This is a genomic window from Bacillus sp. es.036, assembly GCF_002563635.1.
In the GTDB taxonomy this organism is placed as follows: domain Bacteria; phylum Bacillota; class Bacilli; order Bacillales; family Guptibacillaceae; genus Guptibacillus.
Genome location: NZ_PDIZ01000001.1, coordinates 701,474 through 717,526, shown reverse-complemented (window position 1 = coordinate 717,526; position 16,053 = coordinate 701,474). Strand labels below are relative to the sequence as shown.

The following is a 16,053-nucleotide window of genomic DNA, read 5'->3' as shown; positions in this document are numbered from 1 at the left end:
AAACACTGGAATTATTGAATAAAACGCAGTAAGTCACCATAGATAACCTGATCTGAATAATCGAGTTCATCTTGAACATCACCAAAATAACGAGCACATTTGTTTCGATTCGTTTTTGACGTGCTTTCTTTGTTATAACACGTATTCTTTGTATAAATTAGATTCTTTGTAATAAAGCTTCCATCACGAAAAATCACAAGGTCTTTTCGTTTTTCTGAAAAAAGGCTCGTTCCGAAATTTAAACTCTTACTTTCTTCTACACCTAATAATTCTAAAATTGTTGGTTTAAGATCAACCTGTCCACCAACCGTATTAATGACTTCTCCATCCTCCCCAGGAATATGAATGATGAGAGGAACTTTTTGGAGATCAACGTGTTCAACCGGGCCAATTTCTTTACCAAGATATTCGCCAAGCGCCTTATCGTACGTTTCAGATAAACCATAGTGATCACCATATAAAACAAAAATCGAATCTTCATATAAACCGGCTGCTTTCATTTCTTCAAAAAAGGTTTTAATCGATTCATCTTCATATCGCACCGTTGCAAAATAGCGGTTCACTACCTCTTCTTCCGTCTCAGGAAGAGAAATCATTGTATCTTCTTCCTCTAATAAATAAGGGAAATGATTCGTCAGCGTTAAGAATTTAGCAGAATATGGCTGTTCCAACTCTTTTAGATAGGGAATCGACTGTTTAAAAAATGGAATGTCTTTTAAGCCATAGTTAATGGAATTCTCATCACTAACGTCAAAGTCTTTTTTCGAATAGAAGCGATCATAACCTAGTGTCTCATACATTTCTGATCGATTCCAAAACTCACGATCATTTCCGTGAAAAGATGTTGTTGTATACCCTTCGTTATTTAATGCCTCTGGCAGAGAGAGAAATTCGTTTTGTGGCTTTCTTACAAAAACAGATCCTCCTGAAAGAGGGTATAAACTACTATCAATCATAAATTCAGCATCGGAAGTTTTTCCTTGTGCGGTTTGATGGTAGAAATTAGGGAAGAAAAAACTGTCTTCTTTTAACTTATTTAAAAAAGGTGTTGCTTCTTCTCCGTCAACACTCTCATTAAGCATAAATGCTTGAGTCGATTCTAATGAGATAAGAATAAGGTTCTTCCCATTTGCGATTCCTTCATAAGAGGAAGGTTCAACTTCCTTATCTTTCACATACTTCTCAATTTCAGATAGCTCGGTATCATCTGCAAATGCACTATTAATTGACGTAAAAGAATTAAACCCGATATCATAAACATGATACGTATAGGCTCCTAACGATTTAACAAAAAGTTCTCGATCATATGATTTTTCAAATAAAAGAGGATGCATGATAAGTGCTAACGTAGCTGTACATAGAAGAACTGCGACGCTACTAATCGCTGTCCTTTTCTTAAGTTTCTTGGAAAGAGCTAATTTATGTAGTCCTTTACGCTTTAATAACCAAAATAAAACGATTGAATCAAAAACAATGAATGGATCATATAAGTTCAATAACTCAACTGTACTCTGACCAAGACCTCCAACATTCCCAAACTGAAAGAGGACGGGTACTGTTACAAAGTCTATGTAAAAACGATAATATAAAATGTTGCAATAAAGTAGTGCTGACAAAACAAAATAAACTGCTAGCATCAGGCCTGGTTTTGACTGCTTTCTAAATAGACCGATACCTAGCAGTAATGCGATTGATCCTATTGAATTTATCATCAGGAATAGCTCTTCCCCAATACCGTTTAACGAAAAAGTAAATTCAAACCGATAAACAAGGTACGTTTTTAGGGAAAGTAACGCTATTAATAAAAAATAAAATCGCCACAAATCCTTTTCTTTTCTTCTCTCTACATCCATCAATTATGCACCCCTCATATCTCCCTATCTCAAACGAGCTTTCTCTTTATTTACCACTAAAGAAGGGAAACCAAACCGCTCACAGTCTCCTTCCTCTATTAATGACGAATAAAAGAACAAGAAAGTTTCAATTTAGTATGAAAAAACTAAGGCGATGACACCGAACGCAATGAAAAAAAGTCCTATTGTCACACAAGTGATTGTTACGACCCACCATGGTATTGAGTCAAGGGCTTTTGTTTCAATAAAGAAAAAAATACTTTCATCTTTGTTGGAAGCTTCAGAGGCTCTTGCACGGCCAGCCGTATTAGACTTCATAGCCTCAAGGCGATGAAACAAATACCGGGGACTTCCTACTAACGCAACACCAGCAACCCAAAAAACGACAGCTATTGTCCAAGCCATACTTGATCCGCCTTTCTCTAAACGCCTTTTGTTCTGTAGTATGAACGACTTCATCAAAAAAAACACCTCAAAAGTTGAGGTGTTTAGCGTTTAATGCGTTCGGGCTTTGTGTAGACATTAAATCCGCCGTTTCGGATAAAACCTACGGTTGTTATGTTTAAATCCTCAGCCAATTGAATCGCTAACTCAGTAGGGGCAGACTTCGAGAGAAGAACACCAATACCCATTTTAGAAAGTTTAATGACGACTTCAGACGATATTCTGCCACTAAAGGCTACGCTAAGATGGGACGGCCTAAGATGCTGACGAAGAACATAACCATATAATTTATCGAGCGCATTGTGTCTTCCAATATCGGTTCGTGAAGCTAAAAGCTCACCATTGAGAAAGATAGCCGCATTATGTACACCACCGGTTGTTTTAAAAGTCGTTGATTGGCTTTGTAGCGCCATCATGTTCCCGAGGCATTCTTGCGCTGTTAGCTGTGGCGCCTTGGTTATAGTCCTAGCTGTCCTGGAATCGCTTTGCAAGTAAAAGTGTCTACTTTTCCCACAACAGGAGCCGATCACTCGTTTTGTATACGTTTCAGATGTTAAAGGAATGTGAACATTGGCTTTGACATTCACAATTCCTTGACCTTCATTAAAGAGCATTTCCTCAATGTCCGCGCAAGACCGGATGACTCCCTCTGATGCTAAAAAACCTGTAACCATATCCTCTAAATGATCCGGTGTGCAAACGAGCGTTGCAAACTCTTTACGATTCACTCGAATGGTGAACGGCTTTTCTAATGCAATTTGATCATTTTTTTCCACCCATTCGCCTTCACGATAGCTTAATACGATTCGATCTGTTAAGTGTTTCTCCATTGTTAACCACCTATAAAGGACATTTCAATCTTTTCTCGATTTAATACACTTTCTTCCGTTCGCTCATCTGAATAACGATCATCTCGTCCATTCCATAAGTTTGCTACCATGGTCCTTAGCTCTTCATCAGTGGCTCCGTTTCTTAGTGGGTTTCGAAGACTAGTCCCTTTTGAAGCAAATAAGCATGTGTACAGAGCACCATCAGCAGAAAGACGCGCTCTTGTGCAACTTGAACAAAATGAATCGCTAACAGAGGAAATGACGCCAACCTCACCACTACCATCTTTGTATTGGTAACGGGACGCGACCTCTCCGAAGTATGCTGCATCAAGAGGTTCTAAATCATAAACTTCTGATAATTGATCAATGATTTCCTTTTTACTCATCACATGATCAAATTTCCATCCGTTTGAATTTCCTACGTCCATGTACTCGATGAAACGGACGATGTGACCACTATTTCTAAAATAAGAAGCCATAGGTACAATTTCATGGTCATTAACACCTTTTTGAACGACCATATTGATTTTGACTTGAAGACCGGCATCAGCGGCTGCTTGAATTCCTTCAAGGACAGGTTTAATCTTCGTGCCTCTTCCATTCATCTTTCCAAATGTTTCGTCATGAATGGCATCTAGACTAACATTCACTCGAGTTAGTCCTGCCTCTTTTAACTTGAAGGCTTGTTTTTTAAGTAGCGAAGCATTTGTCGTAAGCGCTATATCAGTTAACCCGTTAATCTCAGATAACATGGTAATCAGCACATCCAGGTCTCTTCTTAAAAGCGGTTCGCCACCAGTAAGGCGAATTTTCTCAACCCCCATTTCAACAAACAAACGAGCAAGCCTTGTAATCTCTTCAAATTGAAGGAGACTTGTTTTTGGAAGAAATTCATAATCTGGTCCGAACGTTTCTTCAGGCATACAATAACGGCAGCGAAAGTTACACCGGTCTGTAACTGATATACGAAGATCCCTTAGCGGACGTTTAAATTGATCGTATACAAGGTTTTCTGATGGCATTATCTTCGCTCCTTTCTAACAATACGAATGAGCTAATCGTAACGCTTTCGTGCACTTTTTTCCAGTAATATCGCATTTCTTCGGTTTTCAACATCAAAAAAAGTGCTGCTTTACACAGCACTCGTTTGATTACTCACTCATTCCTGGCATATCCTTGGCCTGTTCAATCACTTCTTCCGGCACCTTTACTTCATCAATTTTATTATACTGATCATAAGTGGAGTTCATTTCCATCACGCTTGAAATCGTTTCACCTTCCATGGTCATCTCACTATCCATCGTCATTTTCATTTGCACAGGAAGGTAATTTTCCTTATCAATTGTATAGGTGTAGGCAACTTCATTTACGGTCATTTGATCCATTGCTTCTTCCATCATTTGATTTTGTCCACCCATTTCTTCCGCTGTCTTTTCCATTAGACCTTGAAATTTCTCACCAGATGCTTTGAGTGTCATCACATACGTATCTTCTTCTTCTGTTAACGTAAATTCATCAACAAATTCTTTTAACATTTCCATTTGTTCTTGTGGATCCCCTTGTGTTTCCTGAAGAGAAAGCAGCGTATCCGTCATATCATCAGGAAATTTCATCCACTGTTCACCTTGCTTCATAAAAAAGCCTTCTTCAGTAAAGTATGATTCTACTTGCATGCTTTCTCCATTTGCTGTCATATCAATCATTTGATGAAAAGCCATTGGGTCCATCACCATGTCAGCATCAATCACGCTTTTCACTTCCATCTCTTCTTCACCTGAACCGATGCTCTGAATCATATCCGCTTTCATATGGAAGTTTTCTATGTCTTCCTGAGCTGAAATGGATCTCTCAAAAACTTCTTTGGCGTCGACACCTTCTTCCACGCTCACTTCTCCACCAGATTCCGTTGTCCCACTGCATGCAACCAAGATAAGCATGAGTGCACTAACCATTGCAATCATTCGAAACTTCATTTAGCTCTCCTCCTATATTTTTACTCTACTAGTAATACGAGTGAGCAGAGATGAGGTTTCAATCATTGTGCATTTCATCCTATTTTCACAACAAAAAAACCGGCACATTCGGCCAGTTTAGCTAATAGATTTCGTGTAACGATCTGCAACGCTACTTGCTCCATATGAATCGGGCTTAATGCGTGCGATATATCCTACAGAAGTAACCCATCCCACGACTTCTTGAATCACTTTCCGCGTTTCACCTTGTTTTCCAACATCAAGATGAATTTCAATTGGCCACGTTTCTAATAGTTCTGCAAACCCTTCATTTTTTAACGATTCCATGAGCTCAAGACTCATTTCAGTCTCTTTGTAAATGCGATGCCTGAGCTCATGAATCGGTTTTTGTTTCACTTTCCGGTAGAATATCCTTGCTCCTTTGCCGACACGGTGAATAATAAGCGCCGTCACAAACTGCGTCGCTTTACGGCTTGTCTGTGAATCGGTTCCAATAACAATCCGATAGATACCCTTAGGATCTTCTTTCGTATAATCCTCAATCAAATGTGTTACCTGTTCGATCGTTACTTTTCCAGCTGTTGGACTTATAAAATCCATGAATATTCCCTTCTTTCATCAGGATAGTAGTTAGTACTATGTTTATTCATAAGCTGAAAAATATGTACGAATCGAAAAGATTTGCCTAGCTATTATAAAGACTTCGATCATCAATTTGACCGTTTTCTTTGTGAACGACTAGCTCTGAAGGGCGATTTTCATCACACATTTTTCTTCCAAACTGGTAAGCTTCTTCTTTTGTTTCAAACGATTTTGTCGCTTGTTCGGCTCCTTCTTTTTTTATCTCCCATGATTTGGTCTTTCCAGTTTGAACATGATAAATTGTTTTCATCATTAATAATTCCCCCTTTTTCTATCACATTCCTTCCTTCTTAATCACATAAACCTTCTTATGTTCTTGAGAATGGAAGAACTTCAGCTGGTTTTTTACGATGCAAAATGTTGACTGTTTTATACCCTTCCCTCTCCTTAGCAAAAAACGTTCTACTAGATATTGGTCTTTTCGTTGACCAGTTGATTGAAGCTGGATTTTGCCAGGAATCATGTGTAATAAGCTCTTGTTTATAATAGTAACAATTTCCGCTAGAATAGCGTTCACAAATGTACCTTACAGTATGTTTAGTATGCATCTTTCTTTCTGCTCCTTTATCGATTTTATAGATAAATAAAACCGCAGCTAAGCTGCGGTTTTATCATTATTTCCCATCTTTTAGAAGAATAACATTTAATGATGGATCTCCATCTAATAAACCTAATGCAATCGCGGTGTAGTTTACTCCAGCTTCTACTGGTAAATTAGGTAGATCCAACACGGCTTTATCCGTTCCAGCCGGTCGAATTTCTAGATTGTACGTTCCTGGATCAATAAACTGGTATTCCGAGTTTTGGGTAAAAGCAAGGTTTTTAATAAGTGCATCTCCACCCTTAACCCCGATGTCAACCGCCGGCGCATTTGGTGATGCATGTACTGCCCTTAAACCAGCTTTTTCCCCTGATCCCTTTTGGTCTTCTAGTACTTTTAGCGCAAGATTCTCGAGCTTACCGACCGCCAGTACGGAATAAGTTTTCCCTGCTTCTACAGATAATTTTTGTTCAAGGACTGGCTTTCCTTCTCCATTAGCAGTAGAAGCAAATACTTGAATTGTCTTCTCACCTGGTGCCAACATTGCATAGTCTGTCACATCTTTGAAAGCTGCGTTCTTAAAGGCTGGTTGCCCATCTACATAAATATCAACTGCTGGCGCATCTGGTGAAGCATGAATGACTCGAACGTTCGCATTGTTATTCTTTTCCGCTGCTAAACTTTGTGGAGAGACGGCTACTAAAAGTGCAACCACCATAATGAAACTCCATATCCATTTCATAAAAATTACATCCCTTCTGCTTTGTTTGGTGACTTGCCTATTTTTTACCGAAAGAAAAATATTATTCATAAAAAAACAGACCCTCTTAGGATCTGCTTCATGTTCATCGCTCACATGATGAATTGTTTTTTTTCGCGAGAAGCTGAACGGCTATCTGTTCACACTTCGAGAGTGGAATCACTTCTTCATACGAAAAATGATAAATGGCTTGAATTTCTTTGCTTAACTCGGCGACATCATCTAGCTGATGAACAAGCTGGACCACATCTGCTGCTTCCGTATCATAATCATCTATTCCAATGGACAGCGGGTCCCATTCTTTAATCACATGGACAAGCTCTATATTTAGTTTACTTACCTCATTCATTCTTCACACCTACCTTACTCAGGTAGTGTACCATACCTCTTCTTTTCGAACATACGCTATTATCCCGCATACAGTAATAAGTGAAATCTGTTTCTAAGGATGTGAAACCATGCCGGCAATCGTCGGAGCTATTAAAGTAAACACGATGGGGAGCAGCGCAGTATTTCACGTCGGTGATGTTTTTGTTGTATCTCCAACCAGCGTCATACGGACATTTGCAGGTGGAGGCTCATTCAACACTGGGGATGGCTTGAACGTGAGCAGTTCTTATAGCGTAACAAGTGTAGACGATAGTGATGTTGCAGATCAAAATGTGGTTGCGAATATATAAGAGGGCATTCACCTAAATTTATTTACAACATACAATTAAATAAGGTGAAACCAACATTTTGATACGGGAGTTGATGGTCAATGTATCCAAACGATAATTTCTACGCGATCTTACAGCGGATGCAACAAAGCATTGAACAACAAAACAATCGTATCAAAATGCTTGAAGATATGATTGATGAGTTAAGAGATAATTGCAATGAATTATCTAAATCTCCAAAAACCAATATCGAAAAAATCGAATACAAATTCGATCAATTAAAAATTGAAAGACTTGATGGAACATTAAATATTGGCCTTACTCCTAACGGAGGGGCCGACGTGCTTGATGACTTCACCGTAAATGGTGGGAATGGGATGAATCCCTCAAATGTTCCACCTGAAGCGATCCAATCCATTCAACAGAATGTGGAGTCGTATATGCAAAACGGGGCGCTACAGAAGCTAGGCGAATTAGAAAAAAAATATCAGTATCCGCTGGATGACCCGTATCGCCACTTTATCTTAAATGACATTCAAAAGCAGCTTGATCAGAGAATTAATTATTATGTGAACCAACAAACGACGCGTTCACCCGAAGCAAATGTTGAGCAACTGGTAGAGGATGTATCAGCTAAAATTAAGCGAGACATCTCAAATGGAATGGAAGCTTTCCTTAAAAACTTACCCGGAAGGACTGATTTAAAGTGAATTACACCGTAATTAACAGGGGATTATCAGTCGGTCACATAGATATTACGGCGGTCGCAAGTTCGTCTGTATTTCTCATAGGTGACACCGAATCGATTGTTTGCTCTTCTATTTTTGATACGCCTCCTGAATCTTTAATCATCTCAAGACCTTTTGTACCGCTATCAACGTCATAAGGATATGATTTTATGTATAGCCGATCTTCACTTGTAAACTGGATTTATGTCACCTCACTCGATAGTAGTGGCATTGTGCAAATTGGTGATAGCAATCAAATTACACCTGAAGCAAAAATTTATGCCTTACAAAGAGAACAACCCATTTTTAGTGGCAATGAAGTTGAAGACCTGACCCAATTCCCGATTTACTCACAACCTCTGCCCCTCCCTCTTCTTACTGAAGATCTAAGGCAAACGACGATCCATGAGAATCCAATTATTAAAGTTGGTAGTATACGTATCACAGGTATCGCTGCTTCATCTGTTCTTCACGTAGGATCTACAAGAACGATTCGCACAGAAGCTCGAGTAAAACATAACCGCGAATATTTCTCTGATCCTTATGCAGACGAAGATTAAGAACGTATCGGCTTACAAGCACATACACTACTGTATAACGAATTAAAGGGTGTTCAATCATGCCTTCAATTGTAGGACCAGTTAAAATAAATAGCGCAGGTGGAGTCGTCAACTTCGGTGATAGTTTTAACACGACACCGAAATCAACCTCTAAAACATATGCTGGTTCAGGAGGATTCAATACAGGGGATTTTCATATTGTAAACAATGGATTCAGCTTAACTAATTCGCTTGATCCAGACGTTGCCGATGAAAACATAACTGCTAACAATTAGGGAGCTGAGGATTCGTGAATTTCTTTGTGAACCAAAACATCGTCATTCATCAGCTAAGAGTCGAGGGAATCTCGAATTCTTCCGTTCTCCAAATTGGTAGTGCTGGTATTATTAAACCACTTTCAAACCTATATAACACAGGCGGATATACCGAACCTGCTCCTGAACTCCCAAGTGCACAAACTTCAGAAACAACACCATATGTACCACTAGCTCCTCCAACATAAAAAAACCGCCAGTGGCGGTTTTTTTATTCGAACGTAAGAACAACTCTTCCATTAATGTCTCCATTTTCGAGTTCTTCAAAAATTTGATTAATCTCTTCTAGTGGACGAGTCTCAATGATCGTTTTCACTTTTCCTTCAGCAGCAAATTGGAGAGCTTCCATCAAATCCTTACGCGTTCCAACAATAGACCCAATTACTTTTACTCCGTTTAGTACCGTATCAAAAATGGGAATCGGCATCTCTTCTGGTGGTAATCCGACTGCAACGACACTTCCACCACGGCGAACAGCAGCATAAGCTTCACTAAAAGCGGGCTTAGAAACAGCTGTACAAACTGTACCATGGGCCCCTCCAATTTCTCGTTGAATAAATTCTGCTGAGTTTTCTTCTAGTGGATTCACCGTAAGATCTGCGCCAAGTTCTTTTGCTAAAGCAAGTTTTTCATTATGCGTATCAACCGCAACGACATGAAGTCCCATCGCTTTCGCGTATTGAACAGCAACGTGTCCTAAGCCACCAACTCCATAAATACCGACCCACTGCCCAGGCTTCGCCTCCGTCACTTTCAGAGCTTTGTAAGTTGTAACTCCTGCACAAAAGATTGGCGCTACTTCTTCAAAGCTTAAGTTATCTGGAATTTTAACTGCGTAATCAGCATCTGCTTTGCAATACTGTGCATAGCCACCATCTACAGAATAGCCAGCATTTTGTTGCTCTTTACAAAGCGTTTCGCGTCCAGTCAAGCAATACTCACAGTGGCCACACGCAGAGTAGAGCCACGGTACACCGACGCGGTCTCCTACCTTCAGGTGTGTTACGCCGTCTCCTATTTCCTCAATAATTCCTGCACCTTCATGACCAGGGATAAGCGGTAGTTTAGGTTTTACTGGCCAATCTCCGTGTGCAGCATGTAAATCTGTATGACACACGCCACATGCTTTAATACGCACTAATATTTCACCATGACCAATAACAGGTTTGTCCACATTCTTAACAGATAAGGGCTCTTTAAATGCATGTACAACGGCTGCTTTCATAATAAAAACCTCCATATGATGAATTTTCTTTTCCTTCTTCATCATAATGGAGGTTACTTGCTACGACTGTTACATTCGTCACAAATTGAGGTTATTCAGTTGGATTTTCTTCCTTTTTTTCTTCTACAGTAGAATCATTGTTCTTCTGAGAAGAGGAAGTCTCTTCTTCAGAAGGCTGATTTTCTGTACTTTCTGTTGGTTCACTTGCTTCTTCACTTTCCACAGGTTCTGACTCCTCGCCTTCCTCACTACTTCCGCTGTCATCATTTGTACCTGAAGAGGAGTCATTTCCAGTCGTACCTTCTCCCGTATCGTCAGACTGATCAGCGTTTGCGTTTCCTGAGTTGTCACCACTTTCTTCGGTACCAGTTTCATCTTCACTCGTTTCTTCATTACCTGAGTCTTCATTACCTGTTTCACTATTATTCGTATCTGGTGTCGTCTCACTTTCATCGGTACTCTCACCATCAGCATTTCCAGAGCTATCGGACTCTGAACTTTCTACTGGATCGGTTGATGGCTCTTCTGGTTTATTTTGTTCCTCCTTTTTTTCTTCTGGTTTATTTTGTTCCTCTTGTTTTACTTCCGGCTCTTTCTGTTTCTTAGGTTTTTCCTTTTCCTTTTCCTTTTCCTTTTCTTTTTCCTTTACAGAATTATTTGGTTTCGGCTGTGGCTTTTCTTCTACTTTTTTCTCAGGTTGATCTTTTTCTTTTGCAGCGTTATCTGCAGGTTTTTCGGTCTCGCGTTTCTTATCGGTTTGATCATTTTCGCTATCATTTGATGGTTCTTTCTTTTTAGGCAAAGGAGCTCTTTTCGGCTCTTCTCCTTTAAAATAAAGTTCTTTAATAATATTTGATGAAGGCGTTGCATTATTTGCACGTAGTCCAGATGTTTTATCAATTTCAATCTCTTCAACTGTATCAGGCTGTTCAAAATCTGGCGTATCTTTCCCTTTTGATACTTCACTCATTACATGCTGGAATAGCAATTTTGCAATGTCATCATCTTTTTTATGAATGTAAGTACTTTGAGTGGTTTTATCGTATCCGGTCCAAACTGCTGCAGTGTAGTTTGTTGTATATCCAGAGAACCATGCATCTGATACACCATCTCCATGAATGCCTTCTTCAAGACTCGTTGTTCCCGTCTTTCCGGCTATATCTAACCCTTTTACAGCTGCCTGCATGCCCGTCCCTTCTTTAACGACGGTTCGTAGCATATCTGTAATCATATAGGCTGTTCCTTCACTCATTGCTTTTTCAGGTTTTGAGGAAAGTTGCATTTCTTTTCCGTTTGGATAGACCACTTTCTCTACACTATAAGGTTCGTGAAAAGTTCCGCCAGAACCAAACGCCGCATACGCTCCTGAAAGCTGTAAAGGTGAGATTCCATTCGCAAAGCCACCGATTGCATAGGCCGGATATGTTTCTTCAATTGAAATGCCAAGTTTCTTTGCAAAGCTTTGAGCTTCTTCTCCCCCAACTTCCATAAATGCTTTAATAGCAGGAATATTATAAGACCATTGTAGCGCTTCTCGAATTGAAACGCTGCCTTGAAACTCGTCATTCCAATTACTAAATTCTTTTCCGTTCAATTCAAGCTCTTCATCGATAAACTGTTGATTTGTCGACCATTTAAGTTTTTCTATACCTGGTGCATAATCAAGAATTGGCTTGATCGTAGAACCTGGTGAACGTTCTAATTGAGTTGCATAATTAAAGCCTTTTTGCACGTCGTCTTCCCCGGTTTGACGATTCCCACCTATGGCACGAATAGCACCAGACTGAGTATCAACAAGAGAGATACCCGCTCTAAATTCCTCATCGGGGTATTCAACTACTTGATTTGTTGTAAGCGACTCGTCGACAATTTTCTGTGCTTGAGCGTCTAGCGTTGTATGAATTTCTAATCCTCCTGAATAAAGAGCATCTTCAGGGATACCTGCTTTCTCTAAATCATCGATCACTTGATCAATAAAAGCATCGTTCGTTGTAGACTGATTTTTCTTCTCTACAATTGTATCTTCAATAGCTACAGAAGAAGCCTCTTCACGTTCTTGAACAGAAATAAACCCATGTTGCTCCATTAAGCTTAGTACCGTTGCTCGACGATCAGTAGCAATGTCCGGATGTTTATATGGATCATATCCAGACGGACGCTGTGGAAGTCCCGCTAATAAAGCAGCTTCAGCCGTCGTTAACTCTTCAAGTGACTTATTAAAATATGTCTCAGCTGCCGTTGCAACGCCATAGGCTCCCTGACCAAAATAAATTTTATTTAAATACATTTCTAAAATTTCTTCTTTGGAATACTGCTTTTCTAATTCCATTGCAAGATAAGCTTCCTGAACTTTCCGCTTTACGGTCTTATCAGGTTCAAGAAGCATATTTTTAACGACCTGTTGTGTAATCGTACTTGCTCCTTCTGCCCCAAACCCATCTTGAATATTTGCGACAACGGCTCCACCAATTCGTTTAATATCAACGCCATTGTGTTCCCAATACCTTACATCTTCAACTGCAATAAAAGCATTCACGACATGTTCAGGTATTTCATCAAATGAAACAACCTTTCGATGTTCTTTTCCGACGATGTCAGTTATTTTGTTTCCTTTAGCATCAAATAAAGTAGAAGATTGCGGTAAGCTCAGTTTATTTCCTTCAAGCGTTGGTGCTTCGTTAATGTACGCATACGTTTGGTAACCCCCAAAAGTTAAGACAAACACCATTAAAAAAGCTGCTGTTAATAATACATTTCGAGCAAAACGCTTCTTTTTCCTTAACCCCTCGTTTTTTCCTGTATGTGGTTCTTCATTCATTTTTTTCCCCATAATAATCCCCCTTAACGTAAAACTCCATAAAGAGGGGTTACCCAAATGTTTCATATTAAAAACATTTATTAAGAGATTGAAACAATTTAGTAACACGACTCATATAGTAATAACGTCTAAATAAGAATTGAGGGGTTGAGAGAATTGTCAGATGAACTGCTTGAATGGGGATATCTACTAAGAGATCGAATCTTAGCTAGTAAAGCTCATGAACAATTGAAATCCCCCTTACTTCGTCGAACAGAAAAGTGGTTAGACGACATGCAACGTTTAGAAGGGCGTCTTGATGGTGAACAAGAAAACGCATGGAATGAAGTAGCTCACAACTTATATGATCAATGGCGAAACTTGCCAGAGAATACGACCTCCGTTCCGATTGGAGAACATACACTACCTCCTTTGCCATACAAGTACAATGCACTTGAACCAGCAATTAGTTCAAGGATTATGGAGCTACACCATGATATTCACCACAAAAGCTATGTTGATGGATTAAACAAAGCGGAACTCGCCCTACAGGAAGCTAGAAAGAACAATGATTTTGACCTCATTAAGCATTGGGAACGTGAATTAGCTTTCAACGGAGCGGGTCATTATCTTCACACATTATTTTGGAGTGTTATGAGTCCTAAAGGTGGAGAACCGGATAGTGAACTCCTATCTGAAATTCAAAAGAGTTTTGGCTCCTTTAATCAATTTAAGCAACAGTATACGAATGCTGCGAATAAAGTAGAAGGTTCCGGCTGGGCAATCTTAGTTTGGTCTCCTGTATCAAGAAGACTTGAAATTCTTCAAGCAGAGAAACATCAAAACTTGAGCCAATGGGATATCGTTCCCCTTCTTGCCATCGACGTATGGGAACACGCTTATTATTTACAGTACGAAAATAAACGAAAGCAATATATTGAGAACTGGTGGAGTATTGTTAATTGGAATGAAGTAAACAAGCGATTTGCGAAAGCTCGTCAATTAACATGGAAACCTTTTTAAAATGACAAAATAAAAAGCAAAGGAAGTCCTTTGCTTTTTATTACAATTATGACCGGTATGGTCCATATCCATAAGGGGGGCGTCCTCCAGGATTTCCAGGATATCCATATCCAGGATAACCGCCATAGCCAGGACCTGGGTAACCATATCCTGGTCGCGGCGGAGGATAGCCATATCCACCACCGTATAATCCTGGAATTAGAAAAGCACCTAATAAGCCTCCTGCAAGTCCTCCAGCGAGCCCTCCTGCAAAACCACCAATAAAGGGATATGGCCGCTGGTGAGCATATTGTCTCATTTCATGAGTCACTCTTGTTTCTGGATATTGAAAAAAATTCCCCTGTGAGGGGAGATAATTGTCCATAGGTCTCCTCCCTTTCCTGTTGGCTATCATGATGGTTGCCTACAGTATAGGGTATGAGAGGTTTCTTATTCGGGAAGGGGCATTAGCGGAGAAGTTCGAATTCTTAAGAACTACAACCTCGGCCAATAAACACTAAACCAAACGACGATAACCCCCGAAACAAATAAATAAAGTTCCGTTGTTTGTGAAATATACGCAAAATATTCAAACAAGCTATGTCCAATAATAATTAAATTTAGTTGAAGAATTAACGTAACACCGCCCGCAACGGAGAGACCAAATCCGATTAAGAAAGTGAAGAAGCGAATGATCATTTGATTATGGCGTTTCTTCTCTTTATCATAGCGGCCTGTCCCTCCTTGCTCTTTTACTATTCATCCTATTTCATAAGGAAGCCGTTTATGCTGGTCAAGACGTTTTACTTTTGTTTTTTTTGTATACATGCTAAAACAAACAGGTACCATAAATTTTAAATGAAGGAGGAAAATATATGATTGAAAAAGTCGAACAAGCCGTTCAACAAAATTGGGTACCCTCTTTTCGTTACGAAAAGAATGAAACAAGTCCCTTTACACCGTTTAATAAAGACTTAAGTAAAGCCAAAGGTGCTTTAATCTCAACTGGTGGCTTTTATGTAAAAGGACAAACACCTTTTAATGATAACTATGGACTTGGTGACCCATCTTATCGTGAGATCCCTGTTTCAACTTCATTAAAAGATCTTTCTATCTCTCATGAGCACTATGATCAAACAAATGCGAGGCAAGATGCAAACGTCCTCTTCCCTCTTGATGTCATGAAAGAACTTCAAGAAGAAGGACGTATTGGTGAACTTGCAGAAACGCACTATAGCTTTATGGGATATATCCCAACACCTCACCCACTAAAAAATGTGACAGCTCAAGAGGTGGCGCAAAAGTTACTTAATGAAAACGTAGACTTCGCTTTGTTGGTGCCTTCCTGACCAGTCTGTCAACAGTCGGCCGGTCTGGTCGCACGCGTACTTGAAGAAAACGGCATTCCAACAATCACATTAACAATGTCTAAAGAAATCAGCGAACAAGTTAACGTACCTCGCTCTCTCTACAACCGCTTCCCATTCGGCAGCGCCGTAGGACAACCTAACAACAAAGAACAACATAAACAAGTCCTAAACAAAGCCCTCAACACCCTAGTCGAAGCCAAAGAAGGCGGAAACGTAGAAGAATCAGGAATTAAGTTTAAATAATGAAAAGCGGAAGCGCCCGTTTAGACACGGCAGGCACTGGAGCCTTTTCATTTGAACACGGTCTTTGTGTTCGGATGAAAAGGTGAAGTGACCGAGTGTCTGGGCGCTGCAG

Annotated in this window: 22 protein-coding genes; 8 read left to right on the top strand and 14 right to left on the bottom strand. The window is 39.7% G+C overall.

Annotated elements, in window-relative coordinates; translation table 11 throughout:
• Positions 1-11: 11 nt before the first annotated feature.
• The 10 genes from ATG70_RS03820 to ATG70_RS03775 all read right to left on the bottom strand — a co-directional run bounded on the left by ATG70_RS03820 (position 12) and on the right by ATG70_RS03775 (position 7,392).
• Positions 12-1,853 (bottom strand): LTA synthase family protein, encoded by a 1,842-nt coding sequence (locus ATG70_RS03820; RefSeq protein WP_098443043.1) that lies wholly within the window; start codon positions 1,851-1,853, stop codon positions 12-14.
• A 132-nt stretch (positions 1,854-1,985) separates the two neighbouring features.
• Positions 1,986-2,258 carry a hypothetical protein gene (locus tag ATG70_RS03815; RefSeq protein WP_142329551.1) on the bottom strand — a complete coding sequence of 91 codons (273 nt, stop codon included), beginning with the start codon at positions 2,256-2,258 and terminating at the stop codon, positions 1,986-1,988.
• A gap of 83 nt (positions 2,259-2,341) precedes the next feature.
• Positions 2,342-3,127, bottom strand: coding sequence for a formate dehydrogenase accessory sulfurtransferase FdhD (fdhD, locus tag ATG70_RS03810; protein WP_098443041.1), 786 nt, complete (start codon positions 3,125-3,127; stop codon positions 2,342-2,344).
• Positions 3,128-3,129: 2 nt separating this feature from the next.
• Complete coding sequence (moaA, locus tag ATG70_RS03805; protein ID WP_098443040.1) at positions 3,130-4,149, bottom strand: GTP 3',8-cyclase MoaA; 1,020 nt, start codon at positions 4,147-4,149, stop codon at positions 3,130-3,132.
• A 129-nt stretch (positions 4,150-4,278) separates the two neighbouring features.
• Positions 4,279-5,100, bottom strand: a complete 822-nt coding sequence (locus tag ATG70_RS03800) for a DUF6612 family protein (RefSeq protein ID WP_098443039.1) — start codon at positions 5,098-5,100, stop codon at positions 4,279-4,281.
• A gap of 117 nt (positions 5,101-5,217) precedes the next feature.
• Positions 5,218-5,700, bottom strand: coding sequence for a ribonuclease H-like YkuK family protein (locus tag ATG70_RS03795; RefSeq protein ID WP_098443038.1), 483 nt, complete (start codon positions 5,698-5,700; stop codon positions 5,218-5,220).
• 85 nt (positions 5,701-5,785) lie between these two features.
• Entirely contained in the window at positions 5,786-5,995 is a 210-nt protein-coding gene (locus ATG70_RS03790; RefSeq protein ID WP_098443037.1) for a DUF2188 domain-containing protein, read from the bottom strand.
• A 55-nt stretch (positions 5,996-6,050) separates the two neighbouring features.
• Entirely contained in the window at positions 6,051-6,290 is a 240-nt protein-coding gene (locus ATG70_RS03785; RefSeq protein WP_098443036.1) for a hypothetical protein, read from the bottom strand.
• Between the two features lie 66 nt (positions 6,291-6,356).
• Complete coding sequence (locus ATG70_RS03780; RefSeq protein ID WP_179886176.1) at positions 6,357-7,025, bottom strand: DUF4397 domain-containing protein; 669 nt, start codon at positions 7,023-7,025, stop codon at positions 6,357-6,359.
• A 103-nt stretch (positions 7,026-7,128) separates the two neighbouring features.
• The gene (locus tag ATG70_RS03775) at positions 7,129-7,392 is read right to left on the bottom strand and encodes a DUF1871 family protein (RefSeq protein ID WP_098443034.1); all 264 of its coding nucleotides are present in this window, start codon (positions 7,390-7,392) and stop codon (positions 7,129-7,131) included.
• Positions 7,393-7,501: 109 nt separating this feature from the next.
• On the opposite strand from ATG70_RS03775, the gene ATG70_RS03770 reads away from it, so the two are divergent.
• The 6 genes from ATG70_RS03770 to ATG70_RS03745 all read left to right on the top strand — a co-directional run bounded on the left by ATG70_RS03770 (position 7,502) and on the right by ATG70_RS03745 (position 9,492).
• Complete coding sequence (locus ATG70_RS03770; RefSeq protein ID WP_098443033.1) at positions 7,502-7,723, top strand: spore germination protein; 222 nt, start codon at positions 7,502-7,504, stop codon at positions 7,721-7,723.
• Between the two features lie 80 nt (positions 7,724-7,803).
• A complete protein-coding gene (gerPC, locus tag ATG70_RS03765) occupies positions 7,804-8,412 on the top strand; it encodes a spore germination protein GerPC (protein ID WP_098443032.1) in 609 nt (202 codons plus the stop codon).
• Positions 8,409-8,588 carry a spore gernimation protein GerPD gene (locus tag ATG70_RS22725; protein ID WP_098443031.1) on the top strand — a complete coding sequence of 60 codons (180 nt, stop codon included), beginning with the start codon at positions 8,409-8,411 and terminating at the stop codon, positions 8,586-8,588. Before gerPC ends, ATG70_RS22725 begins: the two co-directional genes overlap by 4 nt.
• Before the next feature lie 12 nt (positions 8,589-8,600).
• Entirely contained in the window at positions 8,601-8,990 is a 390-nt protein-coding gene (locus tag ATG70_RS03755) for a spore germination protein GerPE (RefSeq protein ID WP_098443030.1), read from the top strand.
• Positions 8,991-9,049: 59 nt separating this feature from the next.
• Positions 9,050-9,265, top strand: coding sequence for a spore germination protein (locus ATG70_RS03750; RefSeq protein ID WP_098443029.1), 216 nt, complete (start codon positions 9,050-9,052; stop codon positions 9,263-9,265).
• A gap of 14 nt (positions 9,266-9,279) precedes the next feature.
• Positions 9,280-9,492, top strand: a complete 213-nt coding sequence (locus tag ATG70_RS03745) for a spore germination protein GerPB (RefSeq protein ID WP_098443028.1) — start codon at positions 9,280-9,282, stop codon at positions 9,490-9,492.
• A 23-nt stretch (positions 9,493-9,515) separates the two neighbouring features.
• Here ATG70_RS03745 and adhP read toward each other — a convergent pair whose 3' ends face one another.
• Both adhP and ATG70_RS03735 read right to left on the bottom strand, forming a co-directional pair.
• Entirely contained in the window at positions 9,516-10,529 is a 1,014-nt protein-coding gene (gene adhP, locus ATG70_RS03740) for an alcohol dehydrogenase AdhP (RefSeq protein WP_098443027.1), read from the bottom strand.
• A 91-nt stretch (positions 10,530-10,620) separates the two neighbouring features.
• Positions 10,621-13,359 (bottom strand): PBP1A family penicillin-binding protein, encoded by a 2,739-nt coding sequence (locus ATG70_RS03735; RefSeq protein ID WP_179886175.1) that lies wholly within the window; start codon positions 13,357-13,359, stop codon positions 10,621-10,623.
• A 144-nt stretch (positions 13,360-13,503) separates the two neighbouring features.
• Between ATG70_RS03735 and ATG70_RS03730 the strand changes: the two genes are divergently transcribed.
• A complete protein-coding gene (locus tag ATG70_RS03730) occupies positions 13,504-14,349 on the top strand; it encodes a superoxide dismutase (protein ID WP_257147608.1) in 846 nt (281 codons plus the stop codon).
• A 46-nt stretch (positions 14,350-14,395) separates the two neighbouring features.
• Here ATG70_RS03730 and ATG70_RS03725 read toward each other — a convergent pair whose 3' ends face one another.
• The gene (locus tag ATG70_RS03725; protein WP_257147607.1) at positions 14,396-14,713 is read right to left on the bottom strand and encodes a hypothetical protein; all 318 of its coding nucleotides are present in this window, start codon (positions 14,711-14,713) and stop codon (positions 14,396-14,398) included.
• A 110-nt stretch (positions 14,714-14,823) separates the two neighbouring features.
• On the bottom strand, positions 14,824-15,027 hold the full coding sequence (locus ATG70_RS03720) for a hypothetical protein (RefSeq protein ID WP_098443025.1): 204 nt from the start codon (positions 15,025-15,027) through the stop codon (positions 14,824-14,826).
• Positions 15,028-15,203: 176 nt separating this feature from the next.
• On the opposite strand from ATG70_RS03720, the gene ATG70_RS03715 reads away from it, so the two are divergent.
• Positions 15,204-15,677 (top strand): glycine/sarcosine/betaine reductase selenoprotein B family protein, encoded by a 474-nt coding sequence (locus tag ATG70_RS03715; protein ID WP_098443024.1) that lies wholly within the window; start codon positions 15,204-15,206, stop codon positions 15,675-15,677.
• The last annotated feature ends 376 nt before the right edge of the window (positions 15,678-16,053 follow it).

Bases quoted from the DNA above. Each gene is read 5' to 3' on its own strand.
- ATG70_RS03820 (WP_098443043.1), bottom strand. From the start codon at position 1,853: ATGGATGTAGAGAGAAGAAAAGAAAAGGATTTGTGGCGATTTTATTTT.
- ATG70_RS03815 (WP_142329551.1), bottom strand. From the start codon at position 2,258: ATGGCTTGGACAATAGCTGTCGTTTTTTGGGTTGCTGGTGTTGCGTTA.
- fdhD (WP_098443041.1), bottom strand. From the start codon at position 3,127: ATGGAGAAACACTTAACAGATCGAATCGTATTAAGCTATCGTGAAGGC.
- moaA (WP_098443040.1), bottom strand. From the start codon at position 4,149: ATGCCATCAGAAAACCTTGTATACGATCAATTTAAACGTCCGCTAAGG.
- ATG70_RS03800 (WP_098443039.1), bottom strand. From the start codon at position 5,100: ATGAAGTTTCGAATGATTGCAATGGTTAGTGCACTCATGCTTATCTTG.
- ATG70_RS03795 (WP_098443038.1), bottom strand. From the start codon at position 5,700: ATGGATTTTATAAGTCCAACAGCTGGAAAAGTAACGATCGAACAGGTA.
- ATG70_RS03790 (WP_098443037.1), bottom strand. From the start codon at position 5,995: ATGATGAAAACAATTTATCATGTTCAAACTGGAAAGACCAAATCATGG.
- ATG70_RS03785 (WP_098443036.1), bottom strand. From the start codon at position 6,290: ATGCATACTAAACATACTGTAAGGTACATTTGTGAACGCTATTCTAGC.
- ATG70_RS03780 (WP_179886176.1), bottom strand. From the start codon at position 7,025: ATGAAATGGATATGGAGTTTCATTATGGTGGTTGCACTTTTAGTAGCC.
- ATG70_RS03775 (WP_098443034.1), bottom strand. From the start codon at position 7,392: ATGAATGAGGTAAGTAAACTAAATATAGAGCTTGTCCATGTGATTAAA.
- ATG70_RS03770 (WP_098443033.1), top strand. From the start codon at position 7,502: ATGCCGGCAATCGTCGGAGCTATTAAAGTAAACACGATGGGGAGCAGC.
- gerPC (WP_098443032.1), top strand. From the start codon at position 7,804: ATGTATCCAAACGATAATTTCTACGCGATCTTACAGCGGATGCAACAA.
- ATG70_RS03755 (WP_098443030.1), top strand. From the start codon at position 8,601: ATGTATAGCCGATCTTCACTTGTAAACTGGATTTATGTCACCTCACTC.
- ATG70_RS03750 (WP_098443029.1), top strand. From the start codon at position 9,050: ATGCCTTCAATTGTAGGACCAGTTAAAATAAATAGCGCAGGTGGAGTC.
- adhP (WP_098443027.1), bottom strand. From the start codon at position 10,529: ATGAAAGCAGCCGTTGTACATGCATTTAAAGAGCCCTTATCTGTTAAG.
- ATG70_RS03735 (WP_179886175.1), bottom strand. From the start codon at position 13,359: ATGGGGAAAAAAATGAATGAAGAACCACATACAGGAAAAAACGAGGGG.
- ATG70_RS03725 (WP_257147607.1), bottom strand. From the start codon at position 14,713: ATGGACAATTATCTCCCCTCACAGGGGAATTTTTTTCAATATCCAGAA.
- ATG70_RS03720 (WP_098443025.1), bottom strand. From the start codon at position 15,027: ATGATCATTCGCTTCTTCACTTTCTTAATCGGATTTGGTCTCTCCGTT.
- ATG70_RS03715 (WP_098443024.1), top strand. From the start codon at position 15,204: ATGATTGAAAAAGTCGAACAAGCCGTTCAACAAAATTGGGTACCCTCT.